Source organism: Collinsella sp. Sow4_D11, from assembly GCF_052116465.1.
Classification (GTDB): domain Bacteria; phylum Actinomycetota; class Coriobacteriia; order Coriobacteriales; family Coriobacteriaceae; genus Collinsella.
Window position 1 is genome coordinate 93,631 of sequence record NZ_JBQKLA010000002.1, and the last position, 17,953, is coordinate 111,583.

Annotated in this window: 20 protein-coding genes; 9 read left to right on the top strand and 11 right to left on the bottom strand. The window is 59.2% G+C overall.

Annotated features, from left to right (window positions below; translation table 11 throughout):
- Positions 1 to 8 precede the first annotated feature (8 nt).
- The 5 genes from ACTQ40_RS01695 to ACTQ40_RS01715 form a co-directional block, all read right to left on the bottom strand.
- Positions 9 to 1,370 (bottom strand): ABC transporter permease subunit, encoded by a 1,362-nt coding sequence (locus tag ACTQ40_RS01695; protein ID WP_441031650.1) that lies wholly within the window; start codon positions 1,368 to 1,370, stop codon positions 9 to 11.
- A 116-nt stretch (positions 1,371 to 1,486) separates the two neighbouring features.
- The gene (locus ACTQ40_RS01700) at positions 1,487 to 2,347 is read right to left on the bottom strand and encodes an ABC transporter substrate-binding protein (protein WP_427793865.1); all 861 of its coding nucleotides are present in this window, start codon (positions 2,345 to 2,347) and stop codon (positions 1,487 to 1,489) included.
- A 147-nt stretch (positions 2,348 to 2,494) separates the two neighbouring features.
- Complete coding sequence (locus ACTQ40_RS01705) at positions 2,495 to 3,361, bottom strand: deoxyribonuclease IV (RefSeq protein ID WP_441563201.1); 867 nt, start codon at positions 3,359 to 3,361, stop codon at positions 2,495 to 2,497.
- A gap of 166 nt (positions 3,362 to 3,527) precedes the next feature.
- On the bottom strand, positions 3,528 to 4,547 hold the full coding sequence (locus ACTQ40_RS01710) for a Gfo/Idh/MocA family protein (RefSeq protein ID WP_441563202.1): 1,020 nt from the start codon (positions 4,545 to 4,547) through the stop codon (positions 3,528 to 3,530).
- A gap of 93 nt (positions 4,548 to 4,640) precedes the next feature.
- A complete protein-coding gene (locus tag ACTQ40_RS01715) occupies positions 4,641 to 5,828 on the bottom strand; it encodes an aldo/keto reductase (protein WP_441563203.1) in 1,188 nt (395 codons plus the stop codon).
- A gap of 163 nt (positions 5,829 to 5,991) precedes the next feature.
- Between ACTQ40_RS01715 and ACTQ40_RS01720 the strand changes: the two genes are divergently transcribed.
- Together ACTQ40_RS01720 and ACTQ40_RS01725 are read left to right on the top strand one after the other, a co-directional pair.
- Positions 5,992 to 6,186 (top strand): hypothetical protein, encoded by a 195-nt coding sequence (locus ACTQ40_RS01720; RefSeq protein WP_427793860.1) that lies wholly within the window; start codon positions 5,992 to 5,994, stop codon positions 6,184 to 6,186.
- Positions 6,187 to 6,302: 116 nt separating this feature from the next.
- A complete protein-coding gene (locus ACTQ40_RS01725; RefSeq protein WP_441563204.1) occupies positions 6,303 to 7,217 on the top strand; it encodes a ketopantoate reductase family protein in 915 nt (304 codons plus the stop codon).
- 91 nt (positions 7,218 to 7,308) lie between these two features.
- Here the strand turns inward: ACTQ40_RS01725 and ACTQ40_RS01730 are convergent, their stop codons facing one another.
- The 3 genes from ACTQ40_RS01730 to ACTQ40_RS01740 all read right to left on the bottom strand — a co-directional run bounded on the left by ACTQ40_RS01730 (position 7,309) and on the right by ACTQ40_RS01740 (position 10,112).
- Positions 7,309 to 7,527 carry a hypothetical protein gene (locus ACTQ40_RS01730; protein WP_154517389.1) on the bottom strand — a complete coding sequence of 73 codons (219 nt, stop codon included), beginning with the start codon at positions 7,525 to 7,527 and terminating at the stop codon, positions 7,309 to 7,311.
- Positions 7,528 to 7,712: 185 nt separating this feature from the next.
- The gene (locus tag ACTQ40_RS01735) at positions 7,713 to 8,489 is read right to left on the bottom strand and encodes a hypothetical protein (protein ID WP_441038733.1); all 777 of its coding nucleotides are present in this window, start codon (positions 8,487 to 8,489) and stop codon (positions 7,713 to 7,715) included.
- Positions 8,490 to 8,801: 312 nt separating this feature from the next.
- Complete coding sequence (locus tag ACTQ40_RS01740) at positions 8,802 to 10,112, bottom strand: O-acetylhomoserine aminocarboxypropyltransferase/cysteine synthase family protein (RefSeq protein WP_441038734.1); 1,311 nt, start codon at positions 10,110 to 10,112, stop codon at positions 8,802 to 8,804.
- A gap of 274 nt (positions 10,113 to 10,386) precedes the next feature.
- Between ACTQ40_RS01740 and ACTQ40_RS01745 the strand changes: the two genes are divergently transcribed.
- The 5 genes from ACTQ40_RS01745 (at position 10,387) to ACTQ40_RS01765 (ending at position 13,997) form a co-directional block, all read left to right on the top strand.
- The gene (locus ACTQ40_RS01745; RefSeq protein ID WP_427718589.1) at positions 10,387 to 11,334 is read left to right on the top strand and encodes a LysR family transcriptional regulator; all 948 of its coding nucleotides are present in this window, start codon (positions 10,387 to 10,389) and stop codon (positions 11,332 to 11,334) included.
- Positions 11,335 to 11,475: 141 nt separating this feature from the next.
- Positions 11,476 to 11,961 (top strand): ribonuclease HI, encoded by a 486-nt coding sequence (rnhA, locus tag ACTQ40_RS01750; RefSeq protein ID WP_370450639.1) that lies wholly within the window; start codon positions 11,476 to 11,478, stop codon positions 11,959 to 11,961.
- A 74-nt stretch (positions 11,962 to 12,035) separates the two neighbouring features.
- Entirely contained in the window at positions 12,036 to 13,142 is a 1,107-nt protein-coding gene (locus ACTQ40_RS01755; protein ID WP_427718592.1) for a Gfo/Idh/MocA family protein, read from the top strand.
- A 2-nt stretch (positions 13,143 to 13,144) separates the two neighbouring features.
- Positions 13,145 to 13,555, top strand: a complete 411-nt coding sequence (locus ACTQ40_RS01760) for an acylphosphatase (protein WP_427795950.1) — start codon at positions 13,145 to 13,147, stop codon at positions 13,553 to 13,555.
- Positions 13,556 to 13,616: 61 nt separating this feature from the next.
- Positions 13,617 to 13,997, top strand: a complete 381-nt coding sequence (locus ACTQ40_RS01765; protein WP_441038736.1) for a Fur family transcriptional regulator — start codon at positions 13,617 to 13,619, stop codon at positions 13,995 to 13,997.
- Positions 13,998 to 14,073: 76 nt separating this feature from the next.
- On the opposite strand, the gene ACTQ40_RS01770 is transcribed toward ACTQ40_RS01765, so the two are convergent.
- The 3 genes from ACTQ40_RS01770 to ACTQ40_RS01780 all read right to left on the bottom strand — a co-directional run bounded on the left by ACTQ40_RS01770 (position 14,074) and on the right by ACTQ40_RS01780 (position 15,965).
- Positions 14,074 to 14,871 (bottom strand): HAD-IIB family hydrolase, encoded by a 798-nt coding sequence (locus ACTQ40_RS01770; protein ID WP_441038738.1) that lies wholly within the window; start codon positions 14,869 to 14,871, stop codon positions 14,074 to 14,076.
- Positions 14,872 to 14,954: 83 nt separating this feature from the next.
- Positions 14,955 to 15,533 carry an urease accessory protein UreE gene (locus tag ACTQ40_RS01775; RefSeq protein WP_441038739.1) on the bottom strand — a complete coding sequence of 193 codons (579 nt, stop codon included), beginning with the start codon at positions 15,531 to 15,533 and terminating at the stop codon, positions 14,955 to 14,957.
- Positions 15,534 to 15,536: 3 nt separating this feature from the next.
- A complete protein-coding gene (locus ACTQ40_RS01780; protein ID WP_055286916.1) occupies positions 15,537 to 15,965 on the bottom strand; it encodes an FKBP-type peptidyl-prolyl cis-trans isomerase in 429 nt (142 codons plus the stop codon).
- A 120-nt stretch (positions 15,966 to 16,085) separates the two neighbouring features.
- Between ACTQ40_RS01780 and ACTQ40_RS01785 the strand changes: the two genes are divergently transcribed.
- Both ACTQ40_RS01785 and ACTQ40_RS01790 read left to right on the top strand, forming a co-directional pair.
- A complete protein-coding gene (locus tag ACTQ40_RS01785) occupies positions 16,086 to 17,099 on the top strand; it encodes a dipeptidase (RefSeq protein WP_427718605.1) in 1,014 nt (337 codons plus the stop codon).
- A gap of 74 nt (positions 17,100 to 17,173) precedes the next feature.
- Positions 17,174 to 17,950 (top strand): M48 family metallopeptidase, encoded by a 777-nt coding sequence (locus tag ACTQ40_RS01790; RefSeq protein ID WP_441563205.1) that lies wholly within the window; start codon positions 17,174 to 17,176, stop codon positions 17,948 to 17,950.
- The last annotated feature ends 3 nt before the right edge of the window (positions 17,951 to 17,953 follow it).

The window sequence follows — 17,953 nt, forward strand, 5'->3', positions numbered from 1 at the left end:
GAACCTCCTTACAGGCCTGCAATATGATCGGCGGGTGTCGCGACAACCTGTCCGGCGCTCTTGGTGGGACGCTTCTTTTTGGTTTCGGCCGTCCCCAGAAGTCTCGCCTCAAGACCGCTCACCAAGCGCGCAAGCGGCAGGGTAATGACCAGATAGAACAGGGCGGCAACCACATACGGCGTGATGGAGCCCGTCGTCGCCACGATGGTGCGGGCATTCATGACGATCTCGACCACGCCCACGGCGGCGAGCAGCGACGTATCCTTGTAAAGCAGGATAAACTCGCTGGTCAGCGTAGGCAGGACATTGCGGAACGTCTGCGGAATCATAACGTAGAGCAACGTCTGGAAGGCATTCATGCCCAGCGAGCGGGCAGCCTCGTTTTGGCCCTTGGGGATCGACTGAATACCGGCACGGAAGATCTCGCACAGGTACGCAGACGAGTTCATGGCCATGACGATAACGCCCAAGACGTAGTCGTCCACCTTGACGCCGGCAAGTGGCAGGCCAAAGAACGCGATATAGATCTGCAGGAACGCCGGCGTACCACGGATGATATTCACGTAGATGCCGGCAAGACAGCGCAGGATGCGCGACTTGGAGATGCGCATGAGCGACAAGGCAAAGCCAAAGGGGATTGCCAGCGGAAACGCCACAAGCACGATCGAGAGCGACATAAGGAAGCCCTTAAATACGACCGGCAGGCTCTGGACCAAAATGACCGGGTTCAAGAACAGGCGCAGGAACATATTGGAATTCCAAGCCTCGACCCACGGCTGTTCCTTAAGATCGGCCTGGAAGTTATCGAAGGCCGTCACGCCCTTAATCTCGACGGAAGGAATCTTGGAAATCTTCTTGGTCGAACCGTCGGCGAGCGTATAGGTGCCGCTAAAGGCCTCGTCGCCGCCTTCGACGGGGAAGGTCACACCGTACACCTCGACACGGAAAAAGCCGCCGGAAGGCGCCGTCTCGCCAAAGTCGATCTTGAGCGTCTGGCCATCAGCCGTGCACGTGGGCTTCATGGGTGTGCGATCCATGAGGTCCTCGCCCGAGAGCATCGTCAATCGCGTGTCATCGGTACCAAACGTCGTGCCGTCGACAAACGTCAGCGAAAGACCGCTCAGTTCCTCGTCGGCATCGGCCTGAACTTCCCAGGTAATGCGTGTCTCGGTGCCGCCGACCACATCGCTGCCCGAACCGGTGTTGGGTCGGGCGGTAATCTTTGCGGTCTCAAGCGCTTGGGCAGTCGAGGGCGCAGATGCCCCCACGCACACCAGCGCGAGCGCCACGGCCATGACGCAGGCTAGCTTTTGGAGCAAGGCGGGTAGTGAAGAACGCTGCTCCACGGCCCCTTTGTTCAGTCGAGACAAGGTGGCTCCTATCGTAGAAGTTGCCGGCAAAAAGAGACGGAAACACTCTCCGTCGAGAGAAGCGCAAAGGCCCTCTCCGCTAAACGGAAAGGGCCCACACGCAATCAAGTATCTGTTTACTTGATGTTGTACTTAGCCATGAGGGCGTCAACGGTACCGTCGTCGGTCAGGTCCTTGATGGCCTGGTTGATGTCGTCCTTGAGCTTGGTATTGCCCTGGTTGATGGCAATGGCGTACTCCTCGCCGGTGCTGATCTGTTTAACCGTGTGGCAGGTGTTGAACTGCTCGGCGGTCAGCTGGCTGGCAACGGAGCGGTTGGTGACTACGGCATCGCCCTTGTCGGACTGCAGGGCGCTGAAGCAATCGGTAGCGTCCTTGTAGGGGATGATCTTGGCCTTGGGGAAGTTCTCCTGAGCAAAGGCCTCGGCGGTCGAGCCAGACTGGACGATAATGGTAGCGTCGGCGTTGTTGAGCTTCTCGCTGTAATTGTCGGCCGTGATGTCGGTGTTATCGACCTTGGTCACGATAGCCTGATCGTCCATGTAGTAGGAATCGGAGAAAGCGACTTCCTTCTCACGCTCGGGCGTGTCGGTGATAGCCGCAATGGAGACGTCATACTTGGTGCCCGAAGCGACGCCGGGGACGAGCGTGTCGAAGTCGTTGTTGACGTACTCGACATCCAGGCCCAGCTTGTCGCCGATAGCCTTGATGAGCTCAAGGTCAAAGCCCTGATAATCGCCGTTGTCATCCTTGTACTCAAACGGAGCGTACTCGGCAGAGGTGCCGACGGTCAGCGTACCGTCCTTGACGAGCGCATACTCCTTGGAGCCGTCGACCTTCTCGACCTTAGCGTCGTCAGAGCTGCTGGAACCGGCATCAGAACCAGAGGTGGCGTTGGACGAGCCGCAGCCCGTCAGTGCGAGGGCGAGCGCCATGGCGCCCGTGGCGGCAAATGCGCCAAGCTTCTTCAGCTTCATAATCAGTCTCCTTCCAATGGCCCCATGTGATTCAGGGGCCTGCAAAAACTGAGGGCTATTATGCACCCGCGTGAGAGAATCTGCAATTAGAAAACTGATTGAAACAAACCCATAACGTGAATGGAACACTCCACTTTATGACAGTCATTACTGCTGCAATGACCTTAATAGTTTAATTTCAGCCGCATAACCTGCAAGTTCGTTCGGCGTTTCCAAAATGAATGGCAGTGATCGCAGGCAGCTATTCGATACAATATTCTGCATAACCTGCATTCCACCGCCAAGTTCCTCGCTGCCGAGGTAACCCTTGCCGATGCACTCATGCCGGTCCTTATGGGCACCGCGGGGATTCTTGGAATCATTGATATGCACAGCGCGCAGGCGCTCGATACCCACCACACGATCGAACTCGTCGAGCACACCGTCAAGATCTTGGACGATATCATAGCCGGCGTCATTTACATGGCAGGTGTCCAGGCAAACGCCCAGCTTGGCCGACAGCTCGGGGCGCCTGTCAGCAACGCCCTCGATGATGATCGCCAGTTCCTCAAAGCTGCGGCCCACCTCGGTGCCCCTGCCAGCCATGGTCTCGAGCAGCACCGTCGTCTGCTGGCCCTCAAACATCACCTGGCACAGGGCGTCGACGATCATCTGAATGCCGGCGTCGGAGCCCTGTCTCACATGCGCACCGGGATGGAAATTGTAGTAGTTACCGGGCAGCGCTTCCAGACGCTGCAGATCCTCAGCCATGGCCTCCAGGGCAAACTCGCGCGCCCGCTCTTTGGCCGAGCAGGGGTTATAGGTATACGGAGCATGGGCCACGAGGGGACCAAAATCGTTTTGTTCCATAAGCTCGCGCAGGGCCGCCACGTCATCCATGTCAAGGCCTTTCGCCTTGCCGCCGCGCGGGTTGCGCGTAAAGAATGCAAAGGTATTGGCGCCAATGGATAGCGCCGTCTCCCCCATCGCCCGATAGCCCTTCGTCGTGGATAGGTGACACCCGATCGTCAGCATCCCCAGCTCCCCCTCATCAGTTACGGTGAAATAGTTCCTGTTGATGCCTTATTCTGCCGCAAACAGGAACTATTCCACCGCAAGTTATAAAAGGGGCATCAGAGATGCGTGACGCCAAGCACTGCGGGCGCCGGCGTCATGATCCCCTACGCGCCAGCGTCAAGTTCTAGAAGGTCAGACGGATTGCATCGATAATACGCGCACAACGCTGCGTGGCGACAAGGGGCATGACGGGACTCTCGAGTTTTCCCGCCCGGATGAGCTGGGTCGCATGCTGGATTTCGCCGTAGAAATCATCGACCTCAAACGGGGCGTTTATTTCGAGCATTCGTCCGTCGGAGTACTTCACATGGGCGAGCTCGGGGCGATGGAGGCGCTCGATTTCCAACGAGCCCCGCTCGCAGGCAATCGTTAAGCGGCTTTCATATGCTGCTTTGCCGTCGCACGCCATATGAATGGGTACGCCGCCGACGCTCATATGGATCTCATCGGCCCAATCCACGCGGCCGCCCGATACGTCACGCCAGCGAACTTCACGAGACAAAACATCGCACGCGCCCGCGAGCAAAGCCTCAAACCAACCGACTGCATAGCAGCCCATGTCATATAGGCAGCCGCCTTGCAAAGGGTCGAGCAGATAACCCGAAGGAGTCTCGCCGTAATCGAGCTTTTGCACACTCTCAATCGAGACAATGCGGCCAAGCTCTCCCGACGCAAGCAGGCCCTTCACGCGAGTGCGTATCGGACAAAACCGATTCTTCATCGCCTCCATAAACAGTACGCCGCACTCGCGAGAGGTGGAGGCAATCGAGAGGGCCTCTTCCTCACTCAGAACGGCCGGCTTTTCGCACAGCACGGCCTTTCCGGCACGCAGGGCGCGACAGGCCCAGTGCGCATGCATACCATGCGGAAGAGCCAAGTAGATTGCGTCGACATCGGGATCGGCGATCAACGCGTCATAAGCCGTATCGCCGTTATCGTCAGCCAGGGCATAGCCATGGGCGGCATCGATCGAAAACGCTCGGCAAAATTCCTCGACATGCGCAGGAGTGCGGCCGGCCGCAGCCACCAGCCGTGCCCCGTCAACCTCCTTGAGCGACGATGCAAATCGATGCGAAATGTGCCCCGCGCCCAAAACGCCCCAGCGAACATCACGCGAATCATCACGTAAACCTCGATCGACCAAGATAACCCCCATCAGTTACGGTGAAATAGTTCCTGTTGATGCCTTATTCTGCCGCAAACAGGAACTATTCCACCGCAAGTTATAAAAGGGGCATCAGGAGAGCGTTTTGCCGAAGGCCTTAAGCGCCGCCGTCACGGGGCCAGGCTGGAAACGTCGGCGCACATCGTCGAGACGCTCGGGAATATCGATGTGCTGCGGGCAGTGGCGTGCGCATTTGCCGCACTTGACGCAATTGCTCACCAACTTGGGCTCGCTTGTGCGCACCGCACTCGCCGTAAAGTACTGCGATAGACCCGTAAACCAGCTGTGCGCATAGCTTGCGTTGTAGGCGGCAAAACACCCAGGAATATTGATGCCTTTAGGACACGGCATGCAGTAACCGCATCCCGTGCAGGGCACGCGATTCGATTTTTCAAACTCCGTCAGCACGTGCGCGATGGCATCGAGCTGAGTAGCCGTCATCGAATCCGGCAGGGCCCGATCGGCCAACGCCGCGTTCTCATCCACCTGCGCGGTATCGGTCATACCCGAAAGCAGCATCGTCACCTGAGGATGATTCCACACCCACGAAAGCCCCCAGGCGGCAGGAGTGCACAAATGCGGGTCACGGGCGCTATCGAGCACAGCGCGGGCCCGCGGCGGCAGCTTGCCCGCCAGGCGTCCGCCCAAAAGCGGCTCCATCACAAACACCGCGAGGCCTTGCTCGGCGGCGGCCATGAGTCCCGCCGTTCCCGCTTGGTAACGCTCGCCGGCATAGTTGTACTGTATCTGGCAAAAATCCCAGTCATATGCGTCAAGCATCGTCAGGAAATCCGCCGCGCTGCCGTGATACGAAATACCAATCTGGCGAATGCGCCCCGCCGCCTTTTGACGCGCGATCCAGTCCTCGATGCCCAACGCCACCACACGTTCCCACTGGGCGGGCGAGGTGATGTTGTGTATAAGGTAGTAGTCGATATGGTCAGTCCGCAAACGGTGCAGTTGCTCGTCGAAGATGCGGTCGAAATCATCCGCACTCTTGCACGAAGCGTGCGGCAACTTAGTCGCCAGCAGCACCTGGTCGCGCAGCCCCAAGCGCTCAAGCGAGGCGCCCACGCACGCCTCGTTGCCGGGATAAAGGTACGCCGTATCCAGATAATTTATCCCTCGCTCCACCGCACGGGAAATGATGGCATCGGCTGTCTTCGCATCCGGACGTCCCGGCGCACCAGGAAATCTCATGCAGCCCAGACCCAGAGCGGATATTCGGTTACCACTTTTGGGGTCAACGCGGTATTGCACGGCCCCTCCCTTCGCCATCAGCGCCCCGGCAAGGCGAAACACAAGGGTCACGCGGCCGAAACATCGTGGAATCGCAATCGAGAACGTATCGTAACGCAGCAGAAATCGAGCTGTCACGGCACCGCTTTAACATCAGCAAAAAGCCCGATGAAAGGAGGCGAGCGTGACCACACACGAGGATGCCTACCCCTATCCCGGCGAACAATGCACCCTCTCGGTCGACCGCTACCAGATCGAGATCATGGACCATCTGGACGAGCTTCCCGCCACGGGCGCCGTCATCTTCTGCACCTTCCCCAAGGTGCGCGATGGCGTTGGATATCCCGCGCGCGTTTTTGCCATCTGCCCCGCGGCATAAGTTCCCATGCATTTGTTCTTCTAAATTCAGCCTCCGGTGTACGCCACATGCCCCAGCGGCATACAATCCATCAGGCGCCCCATATGCGGGCGCCTTTTTGTGAGGAGATGATTCACATGCAGATCAACAAGGTCGCCTTTATCGGCAAGGGCGGCGTCGGCCTGCTCTACGGCAGTATGATTGCCAAGGCCCTCGGCAATGACGCCGTCGAATACGTCATGGATGACGCGCGTTTCGAGTGCCACGTGGGCGATGCGCTCACCGTCAACGGAAAGCCCTGCGCGCTCAAGTCCATCCGCGCCAGCGAGGCAACGCCCGCCGATCTGGTCATTCTCACGGTCAAGACGACGGGGCTCAACCAAGCACTCAAGACTATGGAGCGCGTCGTGGGACCCAACACGCTCATCGCCTCGCTGTGCAACGGCATTACGAGCGAGCAAATAATAGCCGAGCGCTTTGGCTGGAAGCACACCGTCCTGGGCATCTGCCAGGGCATGGACGCCGTATTCCTTAACGGCGCGCTCACCTTTACCAATGCGGGCGAGATTCGCTTTGGCGCGGCAGCAGGCACCGAGCCCGCAACCGTCACCGCCATCGATGAGCTCTACACGCGCTGCGGCATCGCCCATACCGTCGAGAGCGACATTGTGCACCGCATGTGGGCCAAACTCATGCTCAACGATGGCATCAACCAGACCTGCATGGCCTATGGCGGGACCTACGGGAGCGCCACGGAACAGGACTCCGAGCAGCGTCGCTGCTTTGTTTCCGCCATGCGCGAGACACTTGCGGTCGCCAACGCCGAAGGCGTTGAGCTTACCGAGGCAGACCTGACGCAGATGGTGCACCTCATCGAGGGAATCGACCCCGCCGGCATGCCCTCGATGGCGCAGGACCGCATCGCACAACGTAAAACCGAAGTCGAGGAGTTCGCGGGCACCATTTGCCGCCTGGCCGCCAAACACGATATCCAAGTGCCGCAAAACGATTGGCTCTACCAGAGGATTCGCGAAATAGAAAGCAGCTGGTAGCCTCGCCCGCACGGCGACGCGCGCAATGTAAGCAGACAGTCCTTCGCGAGGATCCCATCGCTCGCGAAGGCCTGTCGCATTTAGGCCGAGGCTAAAACTGAGGCTCGTTTTGCGACTCCGGGACCTCGTCCTCGTCATCGCGGCAAAGCACCACGCCGGCGCTTCCCAACAGCGCCGCTGCAATCAAGGCGCTCACAACCACAGGAGCAGCACCCGTAGTGGACTGCAAGCCGGCAACTAACGCCGCCGTCGGACCAAGACATCCGATCAAAAGGGCAACGACGGCAATAGCGACATCTCGAGCGTTCATGGGATCACTTCCTCCACGAGAAAGACCTTGTTTCTCATGACTTAGTGTGCCCCGCGCCCATATGCCCAACGTAGTGCCACGGTAAGGGCTCTGTTAACCCAAATGCATATAAAAACGGGCGCCCCTACATTGCCCGAAAGCTCGGTAAAGACGCCCGTCCATCATGTGCAATCGATGCCGACAGATTACCAACCGGTGTAGTAATCGGTAGTTCCGGCTGCGCAACCCGAATCGTAGACCTTGCACTCGCCCTTAGAGCCCGTAAAGGTCGAGCCCTGGGACTTATCGCTCGCAGCCACCACGTAGTAGCCGTCGGAATCACGCCAAAAGCCCTCGGAATCCAGCGTCCACTCACCCGTGCGGTGGTGATACAACACGTTGCTGCTGTAATAGGTCTCGCGACGACCGTTGTAGTTATTGACGCCGCTCGAGCGCGTCAGGCCCGAGCCGTTCGCGTAATACGCAGCAGACGCGTAAGACGAGCCGGAGCCGGCGTTGTAATACGAAGCCTGAACGGCCTCGGCAGCTTCTGCCTCGACGGCCGCAGCCTCGAGCGCCTCGCGCTTAGCATCCTCGAGCGTGGAGCGAAGCTCGTCGAGCTCGGCCGACTTCGCGTCGACCTCCTCCATCGTCAAAAGACTGCCCGCACCGTCGATACAACCCTGCAGTACAGCGCGCTCGTCATCGGTGGCATAGTCACCGTACATGTTCATGATGATCTGCGCGCGGACCTCTAGGGAATCGCGCTTGGCCCCCATCGAGGCGTTCCACTCCTGCATGGAGCCAAAGCCGTCGCCACGATAGTCGACGGGCTGCATCAGGGTCGCCTCGGACGGCGTTGATCCGACCGCGTCGGACAGTGTTGCCGCGTGGGCATCGGTTACGCTGGCACCCACTAAAAGCGCCACGGCAAGCGTGGCAGAAAGGGCGGCGGCCTTCGGTTTTCGTGAATCGATCCTCATGTAGCTGGAAACCTCCGTAGTGAGTTTTTGCTGCGTTTAAGCTGCGTGTGATTCGATCGCGCTGCATAGTACCCCGAGTAAATCGCGACCTGCGGTTTTTCTCAAAAGGTGCACGTCATTTGCGTAAAACTCACATCCTCTCAACAGGAGTTTTCCACAACTCGCATGCATAAAGCATGCCAAAAACCCTGTAACAGCGCCCTTCCTATGCAAAAAAGGCGCCTGCGCAACCATTGTTCGCGCAGGCGCCTTGAGCAGGCATTTTATGCAGTTATACCTATCGAGTCGCAAGGGGCCCTTGCACAAGTCGCCTTACTCGTCCAGCGCGGCAAAGGCCTGCTTCAGATCCCAAATGATGTCCTCGGCGTTCTCGGTACCAATGGAAAGACGGATTGTAGAGGGCGTAATGTTCTGCTCGGCAAGCTCCTCGGCAGAGAGCTGGGAGTGCGTGGTGGTAGCCGGGTGCACGACGAGCGACTTGACGTCGGCCACGTTGGCGAGCAGCGAAAAGACCTGCAGGTGGTCGATGAACTTCCAAGCAGCCTCCTGGCCGCCCTTGATCTCGAAGGTGAAGATCGAGGCGCCGCCACGGGGGAAATACTTCTGGTACAGCTCATGGTCGGGGTGCTCGGGCAGGCTCGGGTGGTTCACCTTGGCAACATGGCCGTCACCGATCAGGAACTCAACGACCTTCTTGGTGTTCTCGACATGGCGGTCAACGCGCAGCGACAGGGTCTCGGTGCCCTGGAGCAGGACCCAGGCGTTAAACGGGCTAATGCAGGCGCCCTCGTCACGCAGCAAGATAGCACGGACATAGGTCGCGAAGGCAGCGGGGCCGGCGGCCTCGGTAAACGAGACGCCATGGTAGGAGGGATTGGGCTCGGCGATCTGCGCATACTTGCCGCTCGCCTTCCAGTCAAAGTTGCCGCCATCGATAATCACGCCGCCCAACGAGGTGCCGTGGCCGCCAATAAACTTAGTTGCAGAGTGAACGACGATGTTGGCGCCGTGCTCCAGCGGACGGAACAGATACGGAGTGCCGAAGGTGTTATCGACAACAACCGGAAGACCATGCTTCTTAGCGACCTCGGAGATAGCGTCGATGTTGGGGATATCGGAGTTGGGGTTACCGAGCGTCTCGAGGTAAATGACCGTGGTGTTGTCCCTGATGGCACCCTCGACCTCGTCCAGGTTGTGGGCATCGACGAAGGTGGTCTCGACACCAAACTGGGAGAGCGTGTGCTCCAGCAGGTTGTAGGAACCACCGTAGATGGTCTTTTGGGCCACCACATGGTCGCCGGCCTGAGCGAGGGCCTGCAGGGTATAGGTGATGGCGGCGGCGCCAGAGGCGACGGCAAGACCTGCAACGCCGCCCTCGAGCGCGGCAATGCGGTCCTCAAAGACGCCCTGGGTGGAGTTGGTCAGACGACCGTAGATGTTACCGGCGTCGGCAAGGCCAAAGCGGTCAGCAGCGTGCTGGGAGTTGCGGAACACATAGCTCGTGGTCTGGTAGATAGGCACGGCGCGGGAATCGGATGCGGGGTCGGCGCTCTCCTGGCCAACGTGCAGCTGCAGGGTGTCGAAACCAAAGGTGTGCTCGGGGTTGTTGATAAACTGGCTCATGATGATCTCCTTGATCGAACAAAAGTAATAAGAGTAAGAGAAGTAAGTCGCCGTCTCCTGATCACGCCGACGGGCGCAAGCAGGAGCCCGGCATTCGTCTTAGTAAGCAGTTCATATGCGGTCCTCCTTTTGACATCCCGTTCTCGTGGTCGGCTTAATTACCTACCGCCTTTGTGTGTTTTGAATAGTACGAGTATTGTTTCGCGCGGTCAATCACTTAAAAGCGCTAACCTGTTATCGGTTTTTTAGATAGCTATCGAAAGGACGGGTGCCGATGACCCTCCAGCAGCTTCGTTTTCTTATCGCCGTGGCAGAATCCGGCTCAATTAACGCCGCAGCTCAGCGCCTCTATACCGCGCAATCCAATATCTCCAACGCCGTCAAAAGCCTAGAGCAGGAGCTCCGTCTGGAAATCTTTACGCGCTCCAGCCGCGGCGTCACACTCACCAACGACGGCACCGAGCTTTTAGGCTATGCGCGCCAGGTCGTAGAGCAGGCCGATATGCTCGAGGCCCGCTACGAGGACGGCGGCACACCCCAGGCACGCCTTGCCGTCTCTGCCCAGCACTACGCTTTTTCGGTCGAGGCCTTTGTCAACGTCGTCGAGCGCTGCCGCGACAGTAAGTTTGAGTTCATCATGCGCGAGACCACCACGTCACAGATCATCGACGACGTCCGCGCATTTCGCAGCGATATCGGCATTCTGTATCTGGATGACTTTAACGCCCGCGTCCTACAGAAGGCCTTCGCCGACGCCCGCGCAAGCTTCCATCCCCTCTTCGATGCAACGGTCCACGTCTTCGTTAGCGAGCGCCATCCGCTCGCACGCCGCCCCCAGCTATCGCTTGCCGACCTTACGCCCTATACGCGCTACAGCTTTGAGCAGGGGACCTCGAACTCCTTCTATTACGCCGAGGAGCCGTTTAGCTATATCCCCTGCGACCGCAACATCCGCGTTTCCGACCGTGGCACGCTCACCAATCTGCTCATCACGTCGAACGGTTACACTTTGTCGACCGGTGTCCTCTCCAATGAAATGCAATGGGGCATGGCATCGATCCCGTTGGCAGACGCCCCAACGATGCGCGTGGGCTACATTATGCACGATGAGCGCAAGCCCTCTCCCCTGCTGCGGCAATACCTCGACGAACTCGAACGCATCATCCACGAAAACCAACCATTTGGGGACGGGATAGAAATGGCAGATTTAAAAGCCCTCTAGCTCTTGACAATTCAGGTCGCCCATCTTTCTTGGCGACAACGTCTCCACCATCCTTGTGGAGCGGCGCGCCTCGCATAAAACAGGATGGACCGGGCGCTACAATAGACAGCCGCAAGAGAGGAACTCGACGAAAGGAAGTCTGTGAAGGTCATCATCTATACCGACGGCTCGGCTCGATCCAATCCGGGACGCGGTGGCTACGGCGCCGTGCTCAAATACACCAACCCCGCCGGCAAGACCTTCACCTCCGAGCTTTCGCGTGGCTACGCCAAGACCACCAACAACCGCATGGAGCTCATGGCGGTCATCGTGGCGCTCGAGGCGCTCAACCGTCCCTGCGAGGTGGAGGTCCACTCCGACTCGCAGTACGTCGTCAACGCCTTTAACAGGCACTGGATCGACGGCTGGAAAAAGCGCGGGTGGAAAACTGCCAACAAGCAGCCCGTTAAGAACCGCGACCTGTGGGAGCGCCTGCTTGCCGCAAAGAGCAAGCATAAGGTGGAGTTCATCTGGGTTAAGGGGCATGCCGGCCACGAGCTCAACGAGCGCTGCGACGAGCTCGCCACCACCGCGGCCGATGGAGTCAACCTCGATATCGACACCGGCTTTAACGAGAGCGACCTGTAATAGCGTTTTCGCGCAGCTTTATATCCCCACGCGCTACACTCATCCTGTAGACCAAAACAACGCAAGGGGGACGTATGCTGCGCATCGCGACCATCGGCACATCCATGATCACCGACGACTTTATCCAGGTCGTCAATGCCAACGACCAGGCTGTATTCGTAGGCACGCTCTCGCGCAACGCCGAGCGCGGCGCCGCCTTTACTGCCGAGCACGGCGGCGAGCGAAACTTTACTTCACTTGATGAGCTTGCAGCAGCCGCCGACGTCGACGCCGTCTATATCGGCAGCCCAAACGCACTTCACTACGAGCAGGCCCTTGCCTGCATCGCCAGCGGCAAGCACGTCATCGTCGAGAAGCCCTTCTGCGCCACCGAGGCGCAGGCGCTGGAAGTCTTCCGCGCCGCCGAGGCGGCGGGCGTCGTAGCCCTCGAGGCCATGCGCCCGCTCCATGACCCCGCTTTCCACGCCATCGAGGACGCCCTGGGCGAGATTGCGCCCATTCGTCGCGCCTCACTGCGCTTTGGCAAGTATTCTTCACGCTACAACGAGGTTCTCGCGGGACGCGCCACCAACATCTTCGACTGCCACATGGCCTCGGGCTCCCTCATGGATATTGGCGTCTACACCGTCGAGCCCATGGTCGAGATCTTCGGCATGCCCTCCGGCCTTACGAGCATGGCTACTCTGCTCGACCCCACCACGCAAGAGCTCACCCATGGCCCCATCGATGGCTGCGGTTCCATCCTCGCCAGCTACGGCGGTGGCCGTATCTCCGTCGAGCTCGCGCACTCCAAAATTACGAATGACCTACTGCCCTCGCAGATCGAAGGCGAGCGTGGCACTATCCAGATTGACCATCTGTCCACGCCCCGCAACGTCCGCATCGACTATCGCGGCGATGTCGTACGCGGCTCGGCGACCGAGGCGCCGCGCGAACAGAGCGACAACGGCCGCGTACTCGACCTGCCCAAATCGAGCAACACCATGGAATACGAACTCGCAGACTTTATCACCGCCATCGGCGGCATCGATAACGTCAAGGAAGAGATTTGGGAGACCCCGGCGGGACGTCACGAGCTTGGCCACTATCGCGATGTCACGCTTGTCTCGCTGCGCATCATGGATGCCGTGCGCCAACAGGCCGGCATTACCTTCCCCGCCGATTCTGTCAAGCAGGCCTAGCGATGGGTATTTTCGACAAGCTTTTCTCGGGCGTCGCCGGCGGCAGCCGCGAGCCCCAAAAGCCCTCTGGCGTCGAGCTCGAGCTGCGCCGCAGGCTTACTGTGCTCGCAAGCGACGAGGCCACTCAAGACACTCCCCTGCGCTATTTCCTGCGCTGGGAGGGGCAAGTCCAAGGCGTTGGCTTTCGCTTTACCAACACCAACCTCGCGCAGGCACGCGCACTCACCGGCTGGGTGCGTAACATGGAAGACGGCTCAGTCGAGATGGAGATACAGGGAGCTCCGGCAAACATCCTATCTCATCTCGAGGCGCTTCATGCCTCCTACGAGCGCATGGGAACGCGTTTTCGCCTCGTAGACGCTCAGGTCCGAGCCCCACTTGCCAATGAAGACGGTTTCACTCCTCATTATTAGTATTGTGTGCTAAATACGGTATCATTTACCTACGACCGTTAATAGAAAAGAGGCGAGGCGCATGGCGGTGCAAAGAAGGAATACCAGGCAGCGAAAGCTAGTTCTTGATGCCGTGCGCCAAAGCTACAACCATCCCACCGCCGACGAAATCTACAACGTCGTGCGCGCCCAGGATGACAAAATCAGCCGCGGTACGGTCTACCGCAACCTCAATCTCTTGACCGATGCCGGGGAGATTCTCTCGATTAAAACGCCGGGCGGCAGCCGCTTCGATCGTGCCATCGAACCGCATGCGCATATCATCTGCACCTCGTGTGGCCGCGTCATCGATGTGCCGCTCCCCTTCAATACCCAGCTCGACGCCAGAGCATCCGAACAAATCGGATGGAGCGTCAGCTCGCACTACACCATCTTCGAAGGCCTCTGCCCCAACTGTAGGTAGATTTTGGGACATGCCTTAAAAACAACTTTTTCACCGATTGCGGCAAAAGAAAGATTTCCAGGCATGTCCCAAATGTCTACTCAGCAAGTAGGCGACGCAGCTCTTCTTCGACCGTGCGCACGTAACGGACGCGGTCGTTGATACCGCGCATACTGGGATTGCAGCTCTCCATCAGATAGGGATGGCCCACCACGTTGAGCATGTCGCGGTCGTTTTCATTATCGCCAAACGCCATCATTTCGTTAGGTGAGATCCCCAGCGCACGACCATAATCGGCAAGCGCGGACCCCTTGCCCGAATCAAAGCCGATAAAGTCGGTCCATTCGGTTCCCGACGTCATCACATCGACCCGGTCGCCAAAGCGACGGACGAAATACTCCAGCGCCGCCGGCTGCTCTGTCTCGGGCGTTTGAAACGCGATCTTAATGACGTCCTCGTCGATGTCCTCGGGACGGTCGACCACCGCCACATCGCAATGGACCTCGTAGCGCAAATGGTCGACGAATGCATCGTTGCCGCTCATGGTGTAGAGGTGCCCCTCGCAGGAAAGGGTCACGTCGGCACGGGGATACGCAACCACGGCATTCGCGATATCCATAGCAAGGTTACGCTCCATGGAACGCTTGACAACGGCACGCCCCTCGCTCATCACGAGGGCTCCGTTTTCGCATACATAGGCGAGATCATCGGCCACCGGGGCAAACAGATAGCGCAAGCTCGCATATTGACGGCCGCTCGCCGGCATAAACACGATGCCACGACGATGCAGCTCATCGATGAGCTCAAAGGCCTCGGAACGCGGCTCGCACTCCCCCGGATGCAGCAACGTGCCGTCCAAATCGCATGCAATCAGCTTGATTCCCTCAAGACCCATATGCTTTCCCCCACAGCACCTCATCAACAGCAAGACGGACTTTGAATAGCTGCCTCTCAAAGTCCGTCTTGCTCATACGCACGTTAACCGCGCGCCTTTTTTACGATCGTAAAGTCGGGAGCCATACTCACGACGACCTCCGCCGCACTCGACGCAAAGCGCCGGTCCGTATCGAGTTCACGGGTAACCACCGAGAGCCGAACACCCTCGACGCCCCGGAGCATGCGGCCCAAAACAGGCTGCACCGGCGTATACATGCGCACGGTATGCTCGTCCGAATCGCCTCGGAAAAGCGGCGCGTGCATATTGCCGATCTCCCAACACGCATGCGCGAGCGCAATCGGATCCATGCGGTCGACTTCGACCAAATAGACCTCGGCGCCGCGCAGGCGCACGACAACCGCCACGGGCACCATGCCCGAACGGTCGATGGCGAGCACGTCGCCGTCGGCAAGACGACTGCCGTCGGCAGCATCTAGCCGAACATCGACCGTGCGCCCCAGCTCCGTCACGCCCGCAAACGCGCAAACATCAGCCTGGTCCCAATCGAGCAGCAGCTCGTCAACTTCAAAGATGCCACCCAGCTCCCGACGAAGCAGGAGTTCATAGGACGGATCGTTGAGATTTCCCAAGCATGTCGTCGAAACCAAGCGTTCAGGCATACTCTAACCCTCGACCTCGACGAGCTCGATATCAAAGTTGAGATCCTTGCCGGCCAGCTCGTGGTTAGCATCGAGCGTCACGGCCTCGGGCGTCACATCGATGACAACGGCAGGGACAGGCATGCCGCTCGGCGTGGACAGGAAGAGCTTCATGCCCTTCTCGATCTGCTCGATGTTGGGAACCTGCTCAGCCGGGAAGGTGATAACCATCTCGGGATTGTGCTCGCCGTAGGCATCGGCAGCAGGAATGTGCACGGTCTTCTTCTCGCCCACCTGCATGTCGACAACGGCGGCATCGAAGCCCTTGATCATCTGACCGGCACCGCAGGTGAACTCCAGCGGCTCGCCGCGATCGTAGGAGCTATCGAACTGCGTGCCGTCGTCGAGCGTGCCGCGATAATGAGTCTTGACCTTCTTGCCCTGGTTGGACATGGAAACCTCCGTGATAAGGGCGGCACACAACGCGGGCCGCCATGAACGTATGGCGCTAACTATACCCTAGTCATACAATTCGAAGACAGTTTGCAAAGAAACGCTGCAACCGGAGGAACCATGGCATATCCCGTATTTGACTTGCACTGCGACACCGCCGACCGCATCGGCTGGGCCACACTCGATCTCGACCTGCGCTTTACCGCCGGCACCGACGGTTATTTCCCCGGCGACGAGACGCATCCGCAAGATTTCGACCTCATCGAGGGCAACGCCTGCGCCATCTCGCTCGCAAAGATCGGCAACACGCCGTGGGCACAGTGCTTCGCCACGTTTATCCCCGACGAGATTCCCACCGCCCACGCCGCGCGCTTCCAGGCGCAGATCATGGCGCATATGAGCGGCCAGGCAATGCTCAACCACGACCGCATGGTCAACGTGCGCAGCGCCGCTGACATTCGTCCCGCGCTCAAGGACGGCAAGGTCGCCTGCATCCACACCATCGAAAACGCCACGTTCTTTGCCGAGGACCCCGCACTGATCGAGGTGCTCAAGAGCTTGGGCGTACTCATGTCATCACTCAGCTGGAACGCGCAGGGGCCGCTCGCGAGCGGACACGATACCCACGCCGGCCTCACCGCCGCCGGCATCGAGGCACTTACGCAGATGGAGCACGCCGGCATGGTGCTTGACGTCTCCCATCTCAACGATGAGTGCTTTGACGAGGTCGCCGTCCGCGCCACGCGTCCCTTCGTCGCCAGCCACTCCAACTCCCGTGCGGTTTGCGGCGCCAAACGCAATCTTACCGACGACCAGTTCCGCACCATTCGCGACATGGGTGGCATCGTCGGCCTCAACTACTGCAGCGAGTTCCTTTCCAACGACGCAACCGACAAGACCGCCGCAGACGTCACCTTCGATCAGCTGGCGGCACATATCGAGCACTGGCTCGACCTGGGCGGCGAGGACGTCATCGCGCTCGGCGGCGACTGGGACGGCGCCACGGTGCCCGCTTTCCTCTCCGATGCCAGCAAGATGCCCGAGTTCCAGAACATGCTCTCCAAGCATTTTGGCAAGACCGTGATGCAAAAGCTCTGCAGCGACAACGCGCTTGCCTTCTTTGAGCGTTATTAATTTCACATCCCTTGAGCGGGCCGGCATGCCGAACGGTCGACATGCCGGCCCGTCCCCAATCTGAAGGACCGCTTTTGACGCAGCAGTTTACGATTTCCGTATCCCGACCGGATGGGATGCCCATCCCCGTCGTCGTTACCAAAAAGCGCGTCAAGAACTTCAACCTACGCGTCACATCGAGCGGTGAGGTCCACGCAAGCGCACCGCTCGGTGCCACCCGCGAGCGTATCGAAGCATTTGTGAAGCGCAACAGCGCCTGGATTATCAGCCGACTTGCCCAGCGCGAGCAACGTCAGGCGACGGAGCGAGAGCCGCTCAGCCCCTCGTCCATCATTGCGCTTTGGGGCAAGCCCATCACGGTACAAGATGCGCTCGATCACAACTTTGCATCACCCGCACCGCGACCCAAACAGGCCACCTTCGCAAGTTTTATGGGTACCGACGAGCCAGACGAACACCCACAGGCCAAGCGGCACGCAATCCTCGACGGCCTAACGCCCGATGAGCTCCAAGCCCGCATCGACCAGCTCTATACATCCGAGGTCACCACGGCGCTGCGCGATATGGTGCGCACATACGAAATCGCAATGGGTGTCGTCGCTTCCCGCGCTTCCGTGCGCAGCATGAAAACGCGCTGGGGCTCGTGTACGCCCAAAACCGGTGCCATTCGCATCGCACGCGAGCTTGCCGCCTACCCCGTCGAGTGCCTTGACATGGTTGTCGCCCACGAGCTCGTCCACTTGCTCGAGCCAAGCCACAATCAGCGGTTTCACGCCCTGCTCGACACGTACTGCCCCAACAATAGAGCTCTGTCGCAGCGGCTCAAGCAGCCACCCATAGAGACGTATTAGAAC

Excerpts from the sequence above, each read along its gene's own strand:
- ACTQ40_RS01765 (WP_441038736.1), top strand. The coding sequence starts at position 13,617 with ATGGCGGTGCAAAGAAGGAATACCAGGCAGCGAAAGCTAGTTCTTGAT.
- ACTQ40_RS01745 (WP_427718589.1), top strand. The coding sequence starts at position 10,387 with ATGACCCTCCAGCAGCTTCGTTTTCTTATCGCCGTGGCAGAATCCGGC.
- ACTQ40_RS01730 (WP_154517389.1), bottom strand. The coding sequence starts at position 7,527 with ATGAACGCTCGAGATGTCGCTATTGCCGTCGTTGCCCTTTTGATCGGA.
- ACTQ40_RS01780 (WP_055286916.1), bottom strand. The coding sequence starts at position 15,965 with ATGTCCAACCAGGGCAAGAAGGTCAAGACTCATTATCGCGGCACGCTC.
- ACTQ40_RS01760 (WP_427795950.1), top strand. The coding sequence starts at position 13,145 with ATGGGTATTTTCGACAAGCTTTTCTCGGGCGTCGCCGGCGGCAGCCGC.
- ACTQ40_RS01725 (WP_441563204.1), top strand. The coding sequence starts at position 6,303 with ATGCAGATCAACAAGGTCGCCTTTATCGGCAAGGGCGGCGTCGGCCTG.
- ACTQ40_RS01705 (WP_441563201.1), bottom strand. The coding sequence starts at position 3,361 with ATGCTGACGATCGGGTGTCACCTATCCACGACGAAGGGCTATCGGGCG.
- ACTQ40_RS01735 (WP_441038733.1), bottom strand. The coding sequence starts at position 8,489 with ATGAGGATCGATTCACGAAAACCGAAGGCCGCCGCCCTTTCTGCCACG.
- ACTQ40_RS01755 (WP_427718592.1), top strand. The coding sequence starts at position 12,036 with ATGCTGCGCATCGCGACCATCGGCACATCCATGATCACCGACGACTTT.
- ACTQ40_RS01700 (WP_427793865.1), bottom strand. The coding sequence starts at position 2,347 with ATGAAGCTGAAGAAGCTTGGCGCATTTGCCGCCACGGGCGCCATGGCG.
- ACTQ40_RS01740 (WP_441038734.1), bottom strand. The coding sequence starts at position 10,112 with ATGAGCCAGTTTATCAACAACCCCGAGCACACCTTTGGTTTCGACACC.
- ACTQ40_RS01770 (WP_441038738.1), bottom strand. The coding sequence starts at position 14,871 with ATGGGTCTTGAGGGAATCAAGCTGATTGCATGCGATTTGGACGGCACG.
- ACTQ40_RS01775 (WP_441038739.1), bottom strand. The coding sequence starts at position 15,533 with ATGCCTGAACGCTTGGTTTCGACGACATGCTTGGGAAATCTCAACGAT.
- ACTQ40_RS01785 (WP_427718605.1), top strand. The coding sequence starts at position 16,086 with ATGGCATATCCCGTATTTGACTTGCACTGCGACACCGCCGACCGCATC.